At 54.6% G+C, this 17,577-nt stretch carries 19 protein-coding genes; 10 read left to right on the plus strand and 9 right to left on the minus strand.

The window, feature by feature from the left end; all coding sequences use genetic code 11:
• Window positions 1–155: 155 nt before the first annotated feature.
• Window positions 156–701, minus strand: coding sequence for an oligoribonuclease (orn, locus tag C3F35_RS09790; RefSeq protein WP_032616171.1), 546 nt, complete (start codon window positions 699–701; stop codon window positions 156–158).
• 107 nt (window positions 702–808) lie between these two features.
• Here orn and rsgA point away from each other — a divergent pair, with 107 nt between their 5' ends.
• From rsgA to mscM, 3 genes are all read left to right on the plus strand, one after another.
• Window positions 809–1,861: a small ribosomal subunit biogenesis GTPase RsgA gene (gene rsgA, locus C3F35_RS09795; RefSeq protein WP_199186156.1), complete on the plus strand. Its 1,053-nt coding sequence runs from the start codon at window positions 809–811 to the stop codon at window positions 1,859–1,861.
• A gap of 98 nt (window positions 1,862–1,959) precedes the next feature.
• On the plus strand, window positions 1,960–2,928 hold the full coding sequence (gene asd / locus C3F35_RS09800) for an archaetidylserine decarboxylase (RefSeq protein ID WP_032616169.1): 969 nt from the start codon (window positions 1,960–1,962) through the stop codon (window positions 2,926–2,928).
• A 16-nt stretch (window positions 2,929–2,944) separates the two neighbouring features.
• Entirely contained in the window at window positions 2,945–6,268 is a 3,324-nt protein-coding gene (mscM, locus tag C3F35_RS09805) for a miniconductance mechanosensitive channel MscM (RefSeq protein ID WP_103793115.1), read from the plus strand.
• A 46-nt stretch (window positions 6,269–6,314) separates the two neighbouring features.
• Here the strand turns inward: mscM and C3F35_RS09810 are convergent, their stop codons facing one another.
• From C3F35_RS09810 to epmA, 3 genes are all read right to left on the minus strand, one after another.
• On the minus strand, window positions 6,315–6,632 hold the full coding sequence (locus tag C3F35_RS09810) for a DUF2645 family protein (RefSeq protein WP_032616167.1): 318 nt from the start codon (window positions 6,630–6,632) through the stop codon (window positions 6,315–6,317).
• Between the two features lie 276 nt (window positions 6,633–6,908).
• Entirely contained in the window at window positions 6,909–8,411 is a 1,503-nt protein-coding gene (yjeM, locus tag C3F35_RS09815; protein ID WP_103793114.1) for a glutamate/gamma-aminobutyrate family transporter YjeM, read from the minus strand.
• Between the two features lie 198 nt (window positions 8,412–8,609).
• Complete coding sequence (epmA, locus tag C3F35_RS09820) at window positions 8,610–9,587, minus strand: elongation factor P--(R)-beta-lysine ligase (RefSeq protein WP_032616165.1); 978 nt, start codon at window positions 9,585–9,587, stop codon at window positions 8,610–8,612.
• A gap of 310 nt (window positions 9,588–9,897) precedes the next feature.
• Between epmA and frdA the strand changes: the two genes are divergently transcribed.
• The 5 genes from frdA (at window position 9,898) to blc (ending at window position 13,808) form a co-directional block, all read left to right on the plus strand.
• Window positions 9,898–11,688 (plus strand): fumarate reductase (quinol) flavoprotein subunit, encoded by a 1,791-nt coding sequence (gene frdA / locus C3F35_RS09825; RefSeq protein ID WP_032616164.1) that lies wholly within the window; start codon window positions 9,898–9,900, stop codon window positions 11,686–11,688.
• The gene (locus C3F35_RS09830; protein ID WP_032616163.1) at window positions 11,681–12,415 is read left to right on the plus strand and encodes a succinate dehydrogenase/fumarate reductase iron-sulfur subunit; all 735 of its coding nucleotides are present in this window, start codon (window positions 11,681–11,683) and stop codon (window positions 12,413–12,415) included. The genes frdA and C3F35_RS09830 overlap by 8 nt, the downstream gene beginning before the upstream one ends.
• 10 nt (window positions 12,416–12,425) lie before the next feature.
• Window positions 12,426–12,821: a fumarate reductase subunit FrdC gene (frdC, locus tag C3F35_RS09835; protein ID WP_032616162.1), complete on the plus strand. Its 396-nt coding sequence runs from the start codon at window positions 12,426–12,428 to the stop codon at window positions 12,819–12,821.
• Between the two features lie 10 nt (window positions 12,822–12,831).
• Window positions 12,832–13,191 carry a fumarate reductase subunit FrdD gene (frdD, locus tag C3F35_RS09840; protein ID WP_032616161.1) on the plus strand — a complete coding sequence of 120 codons (360 nt, stop codon included), beginning with the start codon at window positions 12,832–12,834 and terminating at the stop codon, window positions 13,189–13,191.
• An 86-nt stretch (window positions 13,192–13,277) separates the two neighbouring features.
• Complete coding sequence (blc, locus tag C3F35_RS09845) at window positions 13,278–13,808, plus strand: outer membrane lipoprotein Blc (RefSeq protein ID WP_032616160.1); 531 nt, start codon at window positions 13,278–13,280, stop codon at window positions 13,806–13,808.
• Here the strand turns inward: blc and sugE are convergent.
• The gene (gene sugE / locus C3F35_RS09850) at window positions 13,805–14,122 is read right to left on the minus strand and encodes a quaternary ammonium compound efflux SMR transporter SugE (protein WP_032616159.1); all 318 of its coding nucleotides are present in this window, start codon (window positions 14,120–14,122) and stop codon (window positions 13,805–13,807) included. The genes blc and sugE overlap by 4 nt on opposite strands.
• A 271-nt stretch (window positions 14,123–14,393) precedes the next feature.
• Between sugE and C3F35_RS09855 the strand changes: the two genes are divergently transcribed.
• Window positions 14,394–14,981, plus strand: a complete 588-nt coding sequence (locus C3F35_RS09855) for a helix-turn-helix transcriptional regulator (RefSeq protein ID WP_032616158.1) — start codon at window positions 14,394–14,396, stop codon at window positions 14,979–14,981.
• 49 nt (window positions 14,982–15,030) lie between these two features.
• On the opposite strand, the gene ecnB is transcribed toward C3F35_RS09855, so the two are convergent.
• The 3 genes from ecnB to efp all read right to left on the minus strand — a co-directional run bounded on the left by ecnB (window position 15,031) and on the right by efp (window position 16,047).
• Window positions 15,031–15,177, minus strand: coding sequence for a lipoprotein toxin entericidin B (ecnB, locus tag C3F35_RS09860; protein ID WP_032616157.1), 147 nt, complete (start codon window positions 15,175–15,177; stop codon window positions 15,031–15,033).
• Between the two features lie 105 nt (window positions 15,178–15,282).
• Window positions 15,283–15,414: an entericidin A/B family lipoprotein gene (locus C3F35_RS09865; RefSeq protein ID WP_032616156.1), complete on the minus strand. Its 132-nt coding sequence runs from the start codon at window positions 15,412–15,414 to the stop codon at window positions 15,283–15,285.
• Between the two features lie 66 nt (window positions 15,415–15,480).
• Entirely contained in the window at window positions 15,481–16,047 is a 567-nt protein-coding gene (gene efp / locus C3F35_RS09870) for an elongation factor P (RefSeq protein WP_032616155.1), read from the minus strand.
• Between the two features lie 40 nt (window positions 16,048–16,087).
• Here efp and epmB point away from each other — a divergent pair, with 40 nt between their 5' ends.
• Window positions 16,088–17,119, plus strand: coding sequence for an EF-P beta-lysylation protein EpmB (gene epmB / locus C3F35_RS09875; protein ID WP_059308910.1), 1,032 nt, complete (start codon window positions 16,088–16,090; stop codon window positions 17,117–17,119).
• A gap of 54 nt (window positions 17,120–17,173) precedes the next feature.
• On the opposite strand, the gene C3F35_RS09880 is transcribed toward epmB, so the two are convergent.
• Entirely contained in the window at window positions 17,174–17,527 is a 354-nt protein-coding gene (locus C3F35_RS09880) for a DUF4156 domain-containing protein (protein WP_032616153.1), read from the minus strand.
• Window positions 17,528–17,577 lie beyond the last annotated feature (50 nt).

Genomic DNA, 17,577 nt, shown 5'->3' on the forward strand with positions numbered 1-17,577 from the left:
AGGCGCATTATACGAGAAATCCTTTCTGCTGCAACCCCCCCAAAAGCGTTTTTTTATAAATTTAATTCAAGTGCTGCAATATTCGTCACATTGCGCATTTTTAAATCGTTATAGCGGTTTAGCCCCGGCAACTGCAGCACCGCCGGGGTTCTCGCTTACAGTTTAATGAAATGTTCGCGGTAATACGCCAGTTCCGCCACTGACTCACGAATATCGTCCATGGCCTGATGCGTCCCCTGCTTCTTAAAGCCATCCAGCATTTCCGGCTTCCAGCGGCGCGCCAGCTCTTTCAGGGTACTGACATCGAGATAGCGGTAGTGGAAATAGGCTTCCAGCTCCGGCATGTACTTAAACAGGAAACGGCGATCCTGGCCGATGCTGTTACCACAAATCGGTGACTTACCCTGCGGTACCCACTGCTTGAGGAACTCAAGGGTAGCCAGCTCGGCTTCGCGGTCGCCCTGGGTGCTGGCTTTCACGCGGTCCACCAGGCCGCTGCCGGTGTGGGTACGTACGTTCCAGTCATCCATCAGCGCCAGTTGCTCATCGGACTGATGCACGGCAATGGTTGGCCCTTCCGCGAGCACATTCAGGTTCGCATCGGTTACCAGTGTGGCGATCTCAATAATGCGATCGCGCTCGGGATCCAGCCCGGTCATCTCCAGATCAATCCAAATCAGATTGTTTTCATCTGCACTCATGTTATTTTCCACCCTTCTCGTATAACCGGCCGTGGCAGGTTAACTAGTATTAATTAGTGTGTATCATAGAGGTTTTGCCCAATATGGGCGACCAGGAGCCAGCACGATTGAGTAAAAATAAACTCTCCAAAGGGCAGCAGCGCCGCGTGAAAGCCAATCACCAGCGCCGTCTTAAAACCACTTCGGAGAAGGTCGATTACGACGACAACCTGTTTGGCGAACCCGCTGAAGGCGTAGTGATTAGCCGCTTCGGTATGCATGCTGATGTGGAATCGGGTGATGGCGAGGTTCACCGCTGCAATATTCGCCGCACCATCCGCTCGCTGGTAACCGGTGACCGCGTGGTCTGGCGTCCGGGTAAAGCTGCAGCAGAAGGCGTGACGGTGAAAGGCATCGTTGAAGCCGTGCATGAGCGCACGTCGGTTCTGACGCGCCCGGACTTCTACGACGGCGTAAAACCCATTGCCGCCAATATCGATCAGATCGTCATTGTCTCGGCGATCCTGCCCGAGCTGTCGCTGAATATTATCGACCGTTATCTCGTCGCTTGTGAAACCCTGCAAGTAGAGCCGCTGATTGTCCTGAACAAAATCGATCTGCTCGACAGCGAAGGCATGGACTTCGTTAATGAGCAGATGGATATCTATCGCAAGATTGGCTATCGCGTGCTGATGGTCGCGAGCCGGACGCAGAATGGCCTGCAGCCGCTCGAAGAGGCATTAACCGATCGCATCAGCATTTTTGCCGGTCAGTCCGGCGTAGGCAAATCCAGCCTGCTGAACAACCTGCTGGGTCTACAACAAGAGATTCTGACTAACGATGTCTCTGACAACTCCGGTCTGGGTCAGCACACCACCACTGCCTCACGTCTGTATCACTTCCCGCACGGCGGCGATGTTATCGACTCCCCGGGGGTGCGTGAATTTGGTCTGTGGCATCTCGAACCCGATCAGATCTTTAACGGCTTTGTCGAGTTCCTCGACTATTTAGGCGCGTGTAAATACCGTGACTGTAAGCACGATAACGACCCTGGCTGCGCCATTCGTGCCGCGGTCGAAAACGGTGAAATTGCGGAAACCCGTTTTGCCAACTATCACCATATTCTCGACAGCATGGCGCAGGTAAAAACGCGTAAAAGCTTTTCTGAATCTGATGACTGACAACTAAGCTAAGCGTCGCTAAAATCGTCCCCTTTTTTCAGGTTCCGGCTGTCTGACAGCCGGTTCAGGAACGACAAAACAATGGCCTGGAGGCTACCTTGTTAAACTCATTTAAACTTTCGCTTCAATACATTCTGCCAAAACTGTGGCTCACTCGCCTGGCGGGCTGGGGCGCGAGCAAACGAGCGGGCTGGCTGACCAAGCTGGTAATCGATCTGTTCGTGAAATACTACAAGGTCGATATGCGTGAAGCGCAGAAGCCGGATACCGCCAGCTACCGCACCTTTAACGATTTCTTCGTACGCCCACTGCGCGATGAAGTGCGTCCGCTGAATACCGACCCGAACGTGCTGGTGATGCCTGCTGACGGCGTGATCAGCCAGCTGGGCGCGATCGAAAACGACAAGATCCTGCAGGCTAAGGGCCATAACTACAGCCTGGAAGCTTTGCTGGCAGGTAACTACCTGATGGCGGATCTGTTCCGCAATGGTTCCTTTGCCACCACCTACCTGTCGCCACGCGACTATCACCGCGTGCATATGCCGTGCAACGGTATTCTGCGTGAAATGATCTACGTCCCGGGCGATCTGTTCTCGGTGAACCATTTGACCGCGCAAAATGTCCCGAACCTTTTTGCCCGTAACGAGCGCGTTATCTGCCTGTTCGACACCGAGTTTGGCCCGATGGCGCAGATTCTGGTGGGTGCCACCATTGTCGGCAGCATTGAAACCGTCTGGGCGGGCACCATTACGCCACCGCGCGAAGGCGTGATTAAACGCTGGACCTGGCCTGAGGGTGAAAGCGAAGGCTCCGTGGCGCTGCTGAAGGGTCAGGAGATGGGCCGCTTCAAGCTCGGCTCCACTGTAATCAACCTGTTTGCTCCGGGTAAAGTGAAGCTGGTAGAGCAGCTCGAAAGCCTGTCCGTAACCAAACTCGGCCAGCCGCTGGCGGTTTCGACGGAGCCTTTCGTCACAACGGACGCAGAGCCTGCCCCGCTGTCAGACGAAGAGATCGCCGCTGAACTCGAAGCCAGCCCGCTGGTTGATGACAAAAAAGACGCAAGCTAAGCAAAGGTAAACTGACGTGCGCCTGATTATCACTTTGCTGATGGCCTGGTGCCTCAGTACGGGGGCGTACGCCGCGAACGCCCCTGACAGTAAACAAATATCACAGGAACTCGAGCAGGCGAAGGCGGCAAAGCCTGCCCAGCCAGAAACCGTTGAGGCGCTCGAGGCTGCCCTGAACGCGCTTGAGGAGCGTAAAGCCTCCCTTGAGCGCGCCGCGCAGTATCAGCAGGTCATCGATAACTTCCCCAAACTTTCACAAACCTTGCGTGCGCAGCTGAGCGATATCCGTGAAGAGCCGCGCCAGGTGCCTGCGGGCATGACCTCTGACACCCTGAATCAGGAGATCCTGCAGGTCAGCAGCCAGTTACTGGAAAAAACCCGCCAGGCGCAGCAGGAGCAGGAGCGCGCCCGCGATATTGCGGACTCCCTGAACCAGCTACCTCAGCAGCAAACCGATGCCCGCCGTCAGCTCAATGAGGTAGAACGCCGGGCCGGAGCGCAAACCGGCGCTAACGCCCTCAGCCAGGCTCAAAATCTCGGCCTACAGGCGGAATCTGCCAGGTTAAAAGCCAGGGTAGATGAACTGGAGCTGGCGCAGCTTTCGGCCAACAATCGCCAGGAGCTGGCGCGTATGCGCTCTGAGCTGGCGAAAAAACAGGGCGAGCAGCTGGATGCTTATCTCCAGGCGCTGCGCAATCAACTCAACAGCCAGCGCCAGCGCGAAGCCGAGCGGGCGCTGGAAAGCACTGAACTGCTGGCGGAAAACAGCGAGAACCTGCCCGCCGGTATCGTCGAGCAGTTTAAGGTTAACCGCGAGCTTTCTGCCGCGCTCAACCAGCAGGCGCAGCGCATGGATCTGGTGGCTTCCCAGCAACGCCAGGCCACCAATCAAACGCTACAGGTACGTCAGGCGCTGAATACGCTGCGCGAGCAGTCGCAGTGGCTTGGCTCATCGAACCTGCTTGGTGAAGCCCTGCGCGCCCAGGTTGCCCGTCTTCCTGAAATGCCAAAACCCCAGCAGCTTGATACCGAAATGGCGCAACTGCGTGTGCAGCGTCTGCGCTTTGAAGATCTGCTGAATAAGCAGCCGCAGCTGCGCCAGATCCACCAGCCGGACGGCAAGCCGCTCACCGCCGAGCAAAACCGCATTCTGGAAGCCCAGCTGCGCACCCAGCGCGAGTTGTTGAACTCCCTGTTACAGGGGGGCGATACGCTGCTGCTCGAGCTGACCAAACTGAAAGTCTCAAATAGCCAGCTGGAAGATGCGTTAAAAGAGGTCAACGAGGCCACTCACCGCTATCTGTTCTGGACCTCGGACGTACGCCCGATCACCTTCTCCTGGCCGCTTGATATTGTTCAGGATCTGCGGCGGTTGATTTCGCTGGATACCTTCAGCCAGCTTGGTAAAGCCAGCGTGATGATGCTCACCAGCAAGGAGACGATTTTCCCGCTGCTTGGCGCATTAATTCTGGTTGGATTCAGTATTTACTCCCGCCGTCACTTCACCCGCTTCCTCGACCGCTCCAGCGCGCGCGTCGGTAAGGTGACCCAGGACCATTTCTGGCTCACGCTGCGTACGGTCTTCTGGTCGATTTTGGTGGCCTCGCCGCTTCCGGTACTGTGGATGACCCTGGGTTATGGCCTGCGTGAAGCCTGGCCTTACCCGCTGGCGGTGGCGATTGGCTTTGGGGTAACCGCCACCGTGCCGCTGCTGTGGGTCGTGATGATCTGCGCCACCTTCGCCCGGCCGAATGGCCTGTTTGTCGCCCACTTTGGCTGGCCGCGTCACCGCGTGGCGCGGGCGATGCGCTACTACCTGATGAGCATCGGGCTGATTGTGCCGCTGATCATGGCGCTAATCATGTTTGATAATCTGAACGACAGGGAGTTTTCCGGCTCGTTCGGCCGCCTGTGTTTCATCCTGATTTGCGGCGCGCTGGCTGTGGTCACACTAAGTCTGAAGAGAGCCGGGATCCCGCTCTATCTCGACAAAGAGGGCAGCGGCGATAACATGGTCAACCATATGCTGTGGAATTTGCTGCTCAGCGCCCCGCTGGCGGCGATTCTGGCGGCAGCCGTCGGCTATCTGGCCACTGCCCAGGCGCTACTGGCGCGTCTTGAAACCTCGGTAGCAATCTGGTTCCTGCTGCTGGTGGTCTACCACGTTATTCGCCGCTGGATGCTGATTCAGCGTCGTCGTCTGGCCTTCGACCGGGCGAAAAACCGTCGTGCCGAAATTCTCGCCCAACGTGCGCGCGGCGAAGAAGAGCCAGCCCATATGCTCAGTACGGAAGGAACGGTGGAGGTCGATGAAACGGAGCTGGATCTGGATGCCATCAGTACTCAGTCCCTGCGCCTGGTCCGTTCCATTCTGATGCTGATCGCGCTGCTGTCCGTCATTGTGCTGTGGTCGGAAATCCATTCAGCGTTTGGCTTCCTGGAAAACATTACCCTCTGGGATGTGACCTCGACGGTTCAGGGTGTGGAAAGCCTGGAGCCGATTACGCTCGGCGCGGTGCTGATCGCCATTCTGGTGTTCATCATCACCACCCAGCTAATCCGTAACTTCCCGGCGCTGCTGGAGCTGGCCCTGTTGCAGCATCTGGATCTCACCCCGGGCACCGGATACGCCATTACCACCATCACCAAATACCTGCTGATGGTGTTTGGCGGGCTGGTGGGCTTCTCGATGATCGGCATCGAGTGGTCGAAGTTGCAGTGGCTGGTAGCCGCGCTCGGTGTCGGGCTTGGGTTTGGCTTGCAGGAGATCTTCGCCAACTTTATCTCAGGCCTGATCATCCTGTTTGAAAAGCCGATCCGTATTGGCGATACCGTGACGATCCGCGATCTGACCGGCAGCATTACGAAGATCAACACCCGCGCCACCACGATCAGCGACTGGGATCGCAAAGAGATTATCGTCCCTAACAAGGCGTTTATCACCGAGCAGTTTATCAACTGGTCGCTGTCGGACTCCGTGACGCGTGTGGTACTGACCGTACCGGCCCCGTCAGATGCCAACAGCGAAGAGGTGACGCAAATTCTCTATACCGCGGCCGAGCGCTGTTCGCTGGTAATCAGCACGCCGGAGCCGGAAGTATTCCTGGTGGATTTACAACAGGGGATCCAGATTTTCGAGCTGCGTATCTATGCGGCCGAAATGGGTCATCGCATGCCGCTGCGTCATGAGATCCACCAGCTGATTCTGGCAGGCTTCCGTGAACACGGTATCGACATGCCATTCCCACCGTTCCAGATGCGACTGGAAACCCTGGACGGACGTAAGACGGGAAGAACATTAACGTCAGCGGCGAAGACACGCCCGGCGGGAAGTTTGTAAAAATAAAAGCCAGCCGCATCAGTGGCTGGCTTTTTTGCCTGCGATTTTACCCAAGACAAAACTGGTACCTGAAAACAAATCGCCATAACCAGATGCCTGCGATGAGTATTGTTATAAGGTACAGAAATCCGTGATGGGCTTTTTTTATCAAAAAAGCATACAGCGCAGGTAAAAAAATCGGGAACGTACTGAGCATTCCGAAATCGCGGATATCATCATTCTCGACATACGCCATCAGGTCACAGATGTTTTTGATGTTCTCTTCTCCAATCCACCATTCCTTATCCTGTGTTGAGAAGATAACAGTGACGATAATCGATAAGCACAGCCAGATGATCCCAAGCGTAAATATTTTATAGCTCACTTAAATACCTTCTAAGATGGCCATGATCGCGCTTTTTTTCGCAATTATGCGTCTCACCGTATACTCGTGAAGACTGACCCACGGGCTGGTGAATGGAAGCAATGCGATTACCCGTACTTCTTTGGGTATCTCTGTTACATCGTGAGCCTGCCAGAATGATGTGTTCATCTGTCAGATTATCGGTTCGGATGCCCGGCTTGCCACAAAGGATTACATCGCAAAGATGCAATACCCCCTACTCCCCGCACACTTTCAGGCAGTAGGGGAATAGCGAACTCAGTCAGCCACCCAAATCGGTGATTGCGCTACGCGACGACGGTAATTCTCATAAATCCCCATCGCCATCAGCGAGAAGAAGATCGGGCCGCCGACCATCCACAACGCGCTGCTCCAGTCGTTGGCCTCAATAACCGGCTGGATCACGGTGAAAATATTTGCAAAGGCTACCACCAGCACGACGACGGTCGTTGCCAGCAGCGTGGCGGCGCGGGTTTTGAAAATCACGAACGGACGTTCGAGATCCTGCTTCGCCTTAAAGAACGGGAACGCCAGGGTCAGGAAAAGATAGGGCAGCGTCATTGATACGTTCGCCATCAGGGTCAGCTTGTTATAAAACGCAGAAGCAGTATCCCCTCCGAACGACACCAGAAGAATAAACACACAGACCAGCAGACACTGCATCCACATGGCATTCGCAGGCATGCCTGCCGTGTTGAGTTGCGTCATGCGGGTCGGCCACAGCGCTTTTGGTGTTCCCTGGATAATCGCTTTTAGCGGTGAATAGATCAGCGTGAAGAAAGCACCGGTATAGGCGAGGAACATCGACAGGCCGGTGATACGCGCAAACCAGACGCCCATCGTCGTGGCCGTATCCGGCGTCAGCTGCATTGCCTGTCCGAGCGTCATCCCCAGGCTTTTCATCAGCACGTAAGTAATATTGCCAAGGTTAGTGGTGTCGTTGCTTAATACCTGCTGCCAGTTGGTGCTCACCCCCCAGAGGAAAATCGCCAGCGAGTAGCCGACAGAGATAACCATCGCCGCGAAGATGATCCCTTTGGCAAAGTTCTTTTCCGGGTTTTCGGTTTTATCGACCAGGCCGCCCACGGCTTCAATACCGCCGTAGGCAAAGATCGCAAACACCACAAAGGAGAGCATCGCGAGGCCGGACTGATAGCTCGGGTTAGGTGACGAAACGAAATTCACCTCCTGCGCAAAATGGCCGCCGTTGAGGCACAAAATCGCGATGCTCACCAGCAGCAGGACCAGGTTCAGACACATGACTGAAATACCGCCCACGGCGGTTATGCGTGCGATTTTGTTGATGCCTTTCGATGCCACCAGCGTTACCAGCATCATCCAGCAGACCGCGAGAATCCCGACGACCTGCGTGGAGCTAAGTCCAGCCAAAGACCAGACCTGCGTTTTATCTGCTCCAAAGAGAAACGTCGAGAAAGGCACCCACACTTTGGCGGCCGTACTGACCATCCAGACCACGTAGGAAGAGAACCACATAAACGTGCCGATAAATGCGTAGCGCGGGCCGATACTGTTGTTCATCCACGAGTAAATCCCGCCCTCTTCCTTGCGATAAGCGGACCCCATCTCCGCCATCATTAGCGCAAACGGAATAAAGAAGAACAGAGCAGAGACGATATAAAACGGCGTCGCGCTGTAGCCCATCAGGTAAAACGCCGAGGGGCTATTGGCAAAACCAAACACTGACGTAAAGATCATCAGGATGAGACCGGTCAGGGTCATCTTTTTCATTGAGTGGGACATAGAACCATCCAAAGCGAAAATAAACTGCGCGGATGGTAGCAGATGACCAGATGAACAGTGTGGCTATTCAGGGCAAATTAGGAAAATAGCCTGCGTTACGCGGCACTGGAAGTTATTGATGTCATTAATAATTACTGAGGAATTTATTGCCAGGGAGGGAGGCATACCGGGCAGAGACGCGCACCGCCCGGCATTTTATTATGCGCGATCGACCGTAAATGCAATCACGTCGCCAAGCTGCTCTGCGCCAAGCGCCAGCATCACCAGACGATCAACCCCCAGCGCCACGCCGGAGCAGTCCGGCAAGCCGGCTTTTAACGCGCCCAACAGATTGTGATCGATAGGCTGCTGCGGCAGGCCGCGCGCGGCACGCTTGCGATTATCCTGGTCAAAACGCTGCTGCTGTTCACGGGCGTCGGTCAGTTCATGGAAACCATTCGCCAGTTCAATACCTTTAAAGTACACCTCGAAACGCTCCGCCACGCGGTGATCTTCGGTACTGATCTGCGCCAGTGACGCCTGGCTTGCCGGGAAGTGATAGACAAAGGTCGGACGATCTTTGCCAATCTGCGGCTCAACGCCAAAGGTGAAGAGCAGCTGCAGCAGCGTGTCGCGATCTTCTTCAGTATCGGCAACGTTGCTGAGATCCAGTTTTGCCGCCACTTCGCGCAGCTGGGTTTTATCCGCAGAGAGCGGATCAATTTCCAGATGGCGCTGGAAAGCCTGCTGATAAGAGAGGGTTTCGGCTTCCGGGCACTCCAGTACCTGCTGCAGGAGGTCGTCCACCTCGTTCATCAGGCGATACATATCATAATGCGGCCGGTACCACTCCAGCATGGTGAATTCCGGGTTGTGATGACGCCCCATCTCTTCATTACGGAAACTGCGGCACAGCTGATATACCGGGCCACATCCCGCCGCCAGCAGGCGCTTCATGTGGTATTCCGGGCTGGTCATCAGGTAGAGATTCATCCCCTGGGAGTGACCAGGGCCAACGAAACGGGTCTCAAACGGCACCAGGTGAATATCCGTTACCGTCGCCTGGCTCATGCAGGGCGTTTCCACCTCCAGCACACCGCGGTCGGCAAAGAAGCGGCGGATCTCCGACATAATTGCTGCGCGTTTTAAAAGATTGGGGATGGATGCGCTCGGCTGCCAGGTGGCCGTTTCGCTCATGAGAAGTTCTCCGATTTCAGACAAGGGGACGAAGTCTACTCGTAACCTATGGCAGAGACAAATTTTGCACAGTCAATTTTGTGGTTTTCATAACTTCCAATAATTTCGTGACGTGATTCATCAATTACAGTGATAAATCGCGGGAAAGAACCGCAAAAAAATCGAACACGTCAAATTTCCCCTTCTTTCCTAAGGCTATACTGCGTTACCCATAAAGGAGCAGTGGAATCGCTTTCGCATTCGCCTTACCGGGCCGTGCACTACCTCAGGGTAGCTGAGATGCGAAATATCAAAAATCTGGAGGAATGTCGTGCATACCTTTCAAGCCGATCTTGCCATTATAGGCGCAGGCGGAGCGGGATTACGCGCAGCAATTGCTGCAGCCCAGGCTAACCCAAACGCTAAAATTGCCCTGATTTCAAAAGTCTACCCGATGCGCAGCCATACGGTCGCCGCGGAGGGAGGATCCGCCGCCGTCGCGCAGGATCATGACAGCTTTGAGTATCACTTCCACGACACCGTTGCCGGTGGCGACTGGCTGTGCGAACAGGATGTCGTTGATTATTTCGTTCATCATTGCCCAACGGAAATGACCCAGCTGGAGCAGTGGGGTTGCCCCTGGAGCCGTCGTGAAGATGGCAGCGTCAATGTGCGTCGCTTCGGCGGCATGAAGATTGAACGTACCTGGTTTGCCGCCGATAAGACCGGCTTCCATATGCTCCACACCCTGTTCCAGACCTCGCTGCAGTTCCCGCAGATCCAACGCTTCGACGAACATTTCGTCCTCGACATTCTGGTCGATGACGGCCAGGCCCGCGGCCTGGTGGCGATGAACATGATGGAAGGCACGCTGGTGCAGATCCGCGCCAATGCGGTGGTGATGGCCACCGGCGGTGCCGGACGCGTGTATCGCTACAATACCAACGGCGGCATCGTGACGGGCGACGGAATGGGCATGGCGTTACAGCATGGCATTCCACTGCGCGACATGGAGTTCGTCCAGTATCACCCAACCGGCCTGCCCGGCTCCGGCATTCTGATGACTGAAGGCTGCCGCGGCGAAGGCGGCATTCTGGTCAATAAAGATGGCTATCGCTATCTGCAGGATTACGGCATGGGTCCCGAAACCCCGCTGGGTGAGCCGAAAAACAAATACATGGAACTCGGCCCGCGCGACAAAGTGTCACAAGCGTTCTGGCACGAGTGGCGTAAAGGCAACACCATTCCAACCCCACGCGGCGATGTGGTCTATCTCGACCTGCGCCACCTGGGTGAGCAGAAGCTGCTGGAACGTCTGCCCTTCATTTGCGAACTGTCGAAAGCGTATGTGGGCGTCGATCCTGTCAAAGATCCGATTCCGGTACGCCCAACCGCGCACTACACCATGGGCGGTATCGAAACCGATCAGCAGTGTGAAACCCGTATTAAAGGGCTGTTTGCGGTGGGCGAATGTTCGTCCGTCGGCCTGCATGGCGCTAACCGTCTGGGTTCAAACTCACTGGCAGAACTGGTGGTGTTTGGCCGTCTTGCTGGTGAACAAGCCGTGGCACGCGCTGCGACGGCTGGCACCGCTAACAGTGCCGCGCTTGATGCGCAGGTGGCCGATGTGGAGCAGCGCCTGAAAAAGCTGGTTAATCAGGAAGGCACTGAAAACTGGGCGAAGATCCGCGACGAAATGGGTCTGTCCATGGAAGAAGGTTGCGGCATTTACCGTACACCGGAGCTGATGCAGAAGACCATCGACAAACTGGCCGAGCTGCAGGAGCGCTTCAAACGGGTACGCGTGACTGACACCTCCAGCGTCTTTAATACCGATCTGCTCTACACCATTGAGCTGGGTCATGGCCTGAATGTGGCCGAATGTATGGCGCACTCCGCCTTCGCACGTAAAGAGTCGCGCGGTGCGCACCAGCGCCTGGACGAAGGCTGCACGGAGCGTGACGACGTGAACTTCCTGAAGCATACCCTCGCTTATCGCGATGCAGACGGCTCTACCCGTCTGGACTACAGCGACGTGAAGATCACCACGCTGGCACCGGCGAAACGTGTGTACGGTGCAGAAGCGGAAGCAGCCGAGAAGAAGGAGACGACAAATGGCTGAGATGCAAACAATGAAAGTGGAAGTGGTGCGCTACAACCCGGAAGTAGACAGCGCGCCGCACAGCACTTTCTATGACGTGCCTTACGATGAGCAGACCTCCCTGCTGGATGCGCTTGGCTACATTAAAGACAACCTGGCGCCGGACCTGAGCTACCGCTGGTCCTGCCGTATGGCGATATGCGGCTCCTGCGGCATGATGGTCAACAAGGTGCCCAAACTGGCCTGTAAGACCTTCCTGCGTGAATACCCGAAAGGGATGAAGGTCGAAGCGCTGGCTAACTTCCCGATTGAGCGCGATCTGGTGGTCGACATGACCCACTTTATCGAGAGCCTGGAAGCCATCAAGCCGTACATTATTGGCAACCCGCGCACGCCGGAACAGGGGCCGAACAAGCAAACCCCGGCACAGATGGCTAAATATCATCAGTTCTCCGGCTGCATTAACTGCGGTCTCTGTTATGCCGCCTGCCCGCAGTTTGGTCTGAATCCAGAGTTTATTGGCCCAGCCGCGATTACCCTGGCGCATCGCTACAACGAAGATAGCCGCGATCACGGTAAGAAAGAACGTATGGCGCAGCTGAACAGCCAGAACGGCGTCTGGACCTGTACCTTCGTCGGCTACTGCTCGGAAGTGTGTCCGAAGCATGTCGACCCGGCCGCCGCGATCCAGCAGGGCAAAGTAGAAAGTTCGAAAGACTTTCTTATCGCTACCCTGAAACCACGCTAAGGAGTGCATGATGACGACTAAACGCAAAGCCTATGTCCGGCCGATGCCGTCCACCTGGTGGAAAAATCTGCCGTTTTATCGCTTCTATATGCTGCGTGAAGGCACGGCGGTGCCGGCGGTGTGGTTCAGCATCGAACTGCTGTACGGTCTGTTTGCCCTTAAGCACGGGCCTGAAACCTGGGCCGGTTTTGTTGGATTCCTGCAGAACCCTATTGTGGTGATCCTGAATATCATCGTGCTGGCGGCAGCGCTGTTGCATACCAAAACCTGGTTTGAGCTGGCGCCGAAAGCGGCAAATATTATCGTCAAAAACGAAAAGCTGGGGCCAGAGCCGATCATCAAAGGACTCTGGGCGGTGACTGCGGTCGTGACCGTGGTTGTTCTTGGCGTAGCCCTGTTCTGGTAAGGAGACCTCTGTGATTAATCCAACTCCAAAACGTTCTGATGAGCCAGTCTTCTGGGGACTCTTCGGGGCAGGTGGTATGTGGTGCGCCATTATCGCGCCGGTCATTATTCTGCTGGTGGGCATTATGCTGCCGCTGGGGCTTTACCCCGGCGATGCGCTGGGCTACGAGCGGGTGTTGGCTTTTGCCCATAGCCTTATTGGCCGGGTGTTCATTTTCCTGATGATCGTGCTGCCGCTGTGGTGTGGCCTGCACCGCATTCATCACGCCATGCACGACCTGAAGATCCACGTCCCTAACGGGAAATGGGTGTTCTACGGACTGGCCGCCATTCTCAGCGTGGTCACGCTGGTTGCCGTTGTGTTTATGTGATCTTCCTCCGCTCTCCCACCTGTTGGTGGGAGAGCAAAATTCCTGACAGGTTCTACACTTATGAAAAATCCTGTAAGGAAACGCCTATGCGCATCCTGCCCGTCATCGCCGCCGTTGCCGCTGCATTTCTGGTTGTTTCCTGTAGTACGCCTGCCCCGCCTCAGGGCGTGACTGTCGTCCGGCCCTTTAACGCCCAGCAGTTTATGGGTTCCTGGTATGAAATTGCCCGTTTTGACCATCGCTATGAGCGTGCCTTACAACAGGTAACGGCTCACTACAGCCTGATGAGCGACGGCGGAATCCAGGTCATCAACCGTGGCTATAATCCTGACCGCGGCATGTGGCAAAAAATGACGGGGAAAGCCTACTTTACCGGCGCGTCTGACACCGCCGCGCTGAAAGCCTCTTTCATCGGTCCTTTTTATGGCGGGTATAACGTGATTGCGTTGGATAAAAATTATCAGCATGCGCTGGTGTGCGGGGCCGATCGTGACTACCTGTGGGTTCTTTCCCGCACACCAACGATTTCAGATGAGATGAAACAGAGATTGCTGGACTCTGCCAGCCGTCAGGGATTTGATATCAGCCAGTTGGTCTGGGTTGAGCAGACCCATTAGTGAGTGCTGAGCTTCAGCCCAATAATCCCGGCGACGATCAATGCGAGGCTGGCAATACGCGCCAGGCTCGCAGACTCACCCAGCAGTAAAATCCCGGTAATGGCCGCGCCTACCGCACCAATCCCCGTCCACACTGCATAAGCCGTCCCTACGGGCAGCGAACGCATGGCCCAGGAGAGCAGCACAATGCTCACGATCATCGCAGAAACGGTAATAATGCTGGGCGTGAGACGCGTGAATCCGTGGGTGTATTTCAGGCCAATGGCCCAAACCACTTCGAGTAAACCGGCAATAAAAAGAATAATCCAGGACATAAAGGCTCCTTAACTTAAATAACAGTCTGGGGCCGTCCCCGATGAGAGAAGCGCTTACAGGTCGTCCTGTAAGGCAGGTGAACAACTTATTGTGAAGAGCATGCATTCATTTTTCAACGTCTTTGTTTCTGGCCATAGTTAACCATTTGAATGCAAGAAATAGACGTAATTAGCTGCGAAATTCCGCCATTTATAACTCATCCGACTTCTTTACTATGAGTGACTTCCTCGATGCCGGAAGCGACTTCACTTTGCCGATTGCGAAAACCAAATGTTCAAAATTCTTTTGATTGACCGGTGTCATTACACCCGCATGGGCCTGGAAATGTGGATCAATCATTCAGGGCTGTTCCCCTCCCCCGTTCTGGTAACGGGCCTTAACAATCTCTTTCTGGCCAGAGAGCATATTCTGCAATGGAAACCGACGCTGGTAATTGCAGATTTGCAGGGGTTTACGTCAGACATACAACATATCCAGCAGCTCTCTTCTCTGATGAGCGCCAGTGAAACCGTGCCTTTTGTTTTACTGCAATCAGAGGAACAACCTGAAACGTCGGCCTTTATGAATACCTTTCCCTTGTGGGCATCATTAGCCAAAACGATCCCGCTGGCGATACTGGCGCAGACAATTAATGAGGCATTAGCCTCACAAGAAATCAGTGAACCTGGACCTGTCGCAACGCCATTACTGACGCGCCAGGAAGAGAAAGTGTTAACGCTATGGATGGACGGCGCCAGCAACCAGAAGATTGCCAGTAAACTGAGTATTCACGGGAAAACGGTTTACACCTACAAGCGCAATATTCGAATGAAATTGCACATGGATACACGGTACTCGCCGTTTCTGTCACTACCCTGAGGGGGAAACTGAGGGTACGGCGACGTATTCAGCACCGTACCGCCCAAGATTACTGTTGTGCTTTAGTTGCCGCACCAGAAATCGCGCTACCGCCAGAGGAGATATCCTCACCGACGCCGCGAGTGGTATTACAGGCCGTCAGTACAGACGAAAGCACCAGAACCGAAAAGATCGCTACAAATGTTTTCTTAAGCATAATGTCTTCCTTTTTTAGCCAAAGTTATTGTGTACAGCTACATAAGCATAGCCAGGATCCCGGCGAGTGATGGAAAAGGAAGAATTTTTAGGAAAAGAAGAAAAATCAGGAGGCGGCGTGCGAAATGGCATGGCCGAGGCTTTTAATGTCTTCCCCGAAGCCACGGGCCGTATTGCAGCCGGTGAGCAGTGAGCCAGCAAGGATCATCAGCAGGAAAATTTTGATTGTGCGCTGCATCGTCCATGAATCCTTTTTCGGTCAAAAAGGCGCAGCAAAAAACTGCGCCTTTCATCCCGAAGTGAATTACTTCACGCGAGATACGTATTCACCAGAGCGGGTATCCACTTTGATGATTTCGCCAGTCTGCACGAACAGTGGAACTTTAACCACGGCACCGGTAGACAGCTTGGCTGGCTTACCGCCAGTACCTGCGGTATCGCCTTTCAGACCTGGGTCTGTTTCAACGATTTCCAGTTCAACGAAGTTTGGTGGGGTCACAGCGATAGGCTGGCCGTTCCACAGGGTCACGATGCACTCTGCCTGATCCAGCAGCCATTTAGCGCTGTCACCTACCGCTTTCTCGTCAGCAGACAGCTGCTCGAAAGTGGAGTTGTTCATGAAGTGATAGAATTCACCGTCGTTGTAGAGGTAGGTCAGGTTCATATCAACCACGTCTGCGCCTTCAGCAGAGTCGGTGGATTTGAAGGTTTTCTCTACACGGGTACCGGTCAGCAGGCGGCGCAGCTTAACGCGTGCGAATGCCTGACCTTTACCTGGTTTAACGAATTCGCTGGCTTCAACCGCGTACGGTTCGCCGTCCATCATGATTTTAAGACCGGCACGAAAATCGTTGCTATAGTAAGTCGCCATAAGGCCCTCTGAAATTGTTAACTGGTAGCTAAGCCACAAAATGGCGCATATTGTAACCCTAAATACCCCGTCCAGAGAAGATTGGTTATCGCAACTTGCCGATGTAATCACCCGTCCTGATGAACTGCTTCATCTGTTGGATCTGGATAATGATGAAAAACTTCTCGCCGGACGTGAAGCGAAACGTCTTTTTCCCCTGCGCGTTCCACGTGCTTTTGTGGCTCGCATGGAGAAAGGAAATCCCGATGATCCGCTGTTAAAACAAGTGCTCACAGCCCAGGATGAGTTTATCTCCGCTCCGGGTTTTAGCACCGATCCCCTCGAAGAGCAGAACAGCGTGGTGCCCGGTTTACTGCATAAGTACCGTAATCGCGCCCTGCTGCTGGTTAAGGGCGGCTGTGCAGTAAACTGTCGCTATTGCTTCCGTCGTCACTTCCCGTACGCCGACAATCAGGGCAACAAGCGCAACTGGCAGGCCGCGCTCGACTACATTGCTTCTCATACTGAGCTGGATGAGATTATCTTCTCTGGCGGCGATCCGCTGATGGCGAAAGATCATGAGCTGGACTGGCTGATCACCCAGCTGGAAGCGATCCCGCATATCAAGCGGTTACGCATTCATAGCCGTTTACCGATTGTGATCCCGGCGCGTATTACTGAAGAACTCACGGCACGTCTTGCGCGGTCTTCGTTGCAAATCTTGTTGGTTAACCATATCAACCATGCTAACGAGATTGACGAGACATTCCGGGCGGCAATGGCCCGCTTACGCCAGGCCGGAGTAACACTGCTTAATCAGAGCGTTCTGCTGCGCGACGTGAACGATAATGCCCACACCCTCGCTAACCTGAGCAATGCCTTATTTGATGCGGGGGTGATGCCTTATTACATCCATGTGCTCGATAAGGTGCAGGGCGCCGCGCATTTCATGGTGAATGATGATGAAGCCCGCGCCATTATGCGTGAACTGCTGACCCTGGTATCAGGGTACATGGTGCCAAGGTTAGCCCGGGAAATTGGCGGTCAACCGAGTAAAACACCGCTTGATTTAGGGCTGAAACAAGAGAGTTAAGCAAGAAGAGAAAGTTGAGCCTCTTTCCGATCGCGCAGAGAGAGGCACAGCATATCAATTCGGACACTTATAAACCTGGCCCTGCATTTCACTGGCAGTCGGTACAAAGCTTGATAACAGGCCTTGCGTCGGGCTGCTGACGCCATAAATCACATTCCCGCCCATCTCTGCCGCCTGGTTACGCAGACCATTCGCTGCACCACGCATTGAACCGCCCTCTTCGCCATGCTGCCCGGAAAGCCAGTTGCTTTGTTTGCCCGTAGCGGTGCCAATCAGCTGGCATTCGCTGCCCGGCTTATCTTCTACAAAGCGAACGCTATGCCCACCAGCAGACAGCTCATTACCGGAACTACACCCCGCCAGCAGCAGTGCTGCTCCTACAATCCCTGCACAAACGTTAACGCGCATGTTATTCCTCGTTTTCAAAAAGTTGAGCACTCGCTGCCCGCGTCTAAACC

Origin of the sequence: Leclercia sp. LSNIH3 (assembly GCF_002935105.1) — a bacterium.
In the GTDB taxonomy this organism is placed as follows: Bacteria; Pseudomonadota; Gammaproteobacteria; order Enterobacterales; family Enterobacteriaceae; genus Enterobacter; species Enterobacter adecarboxylatus.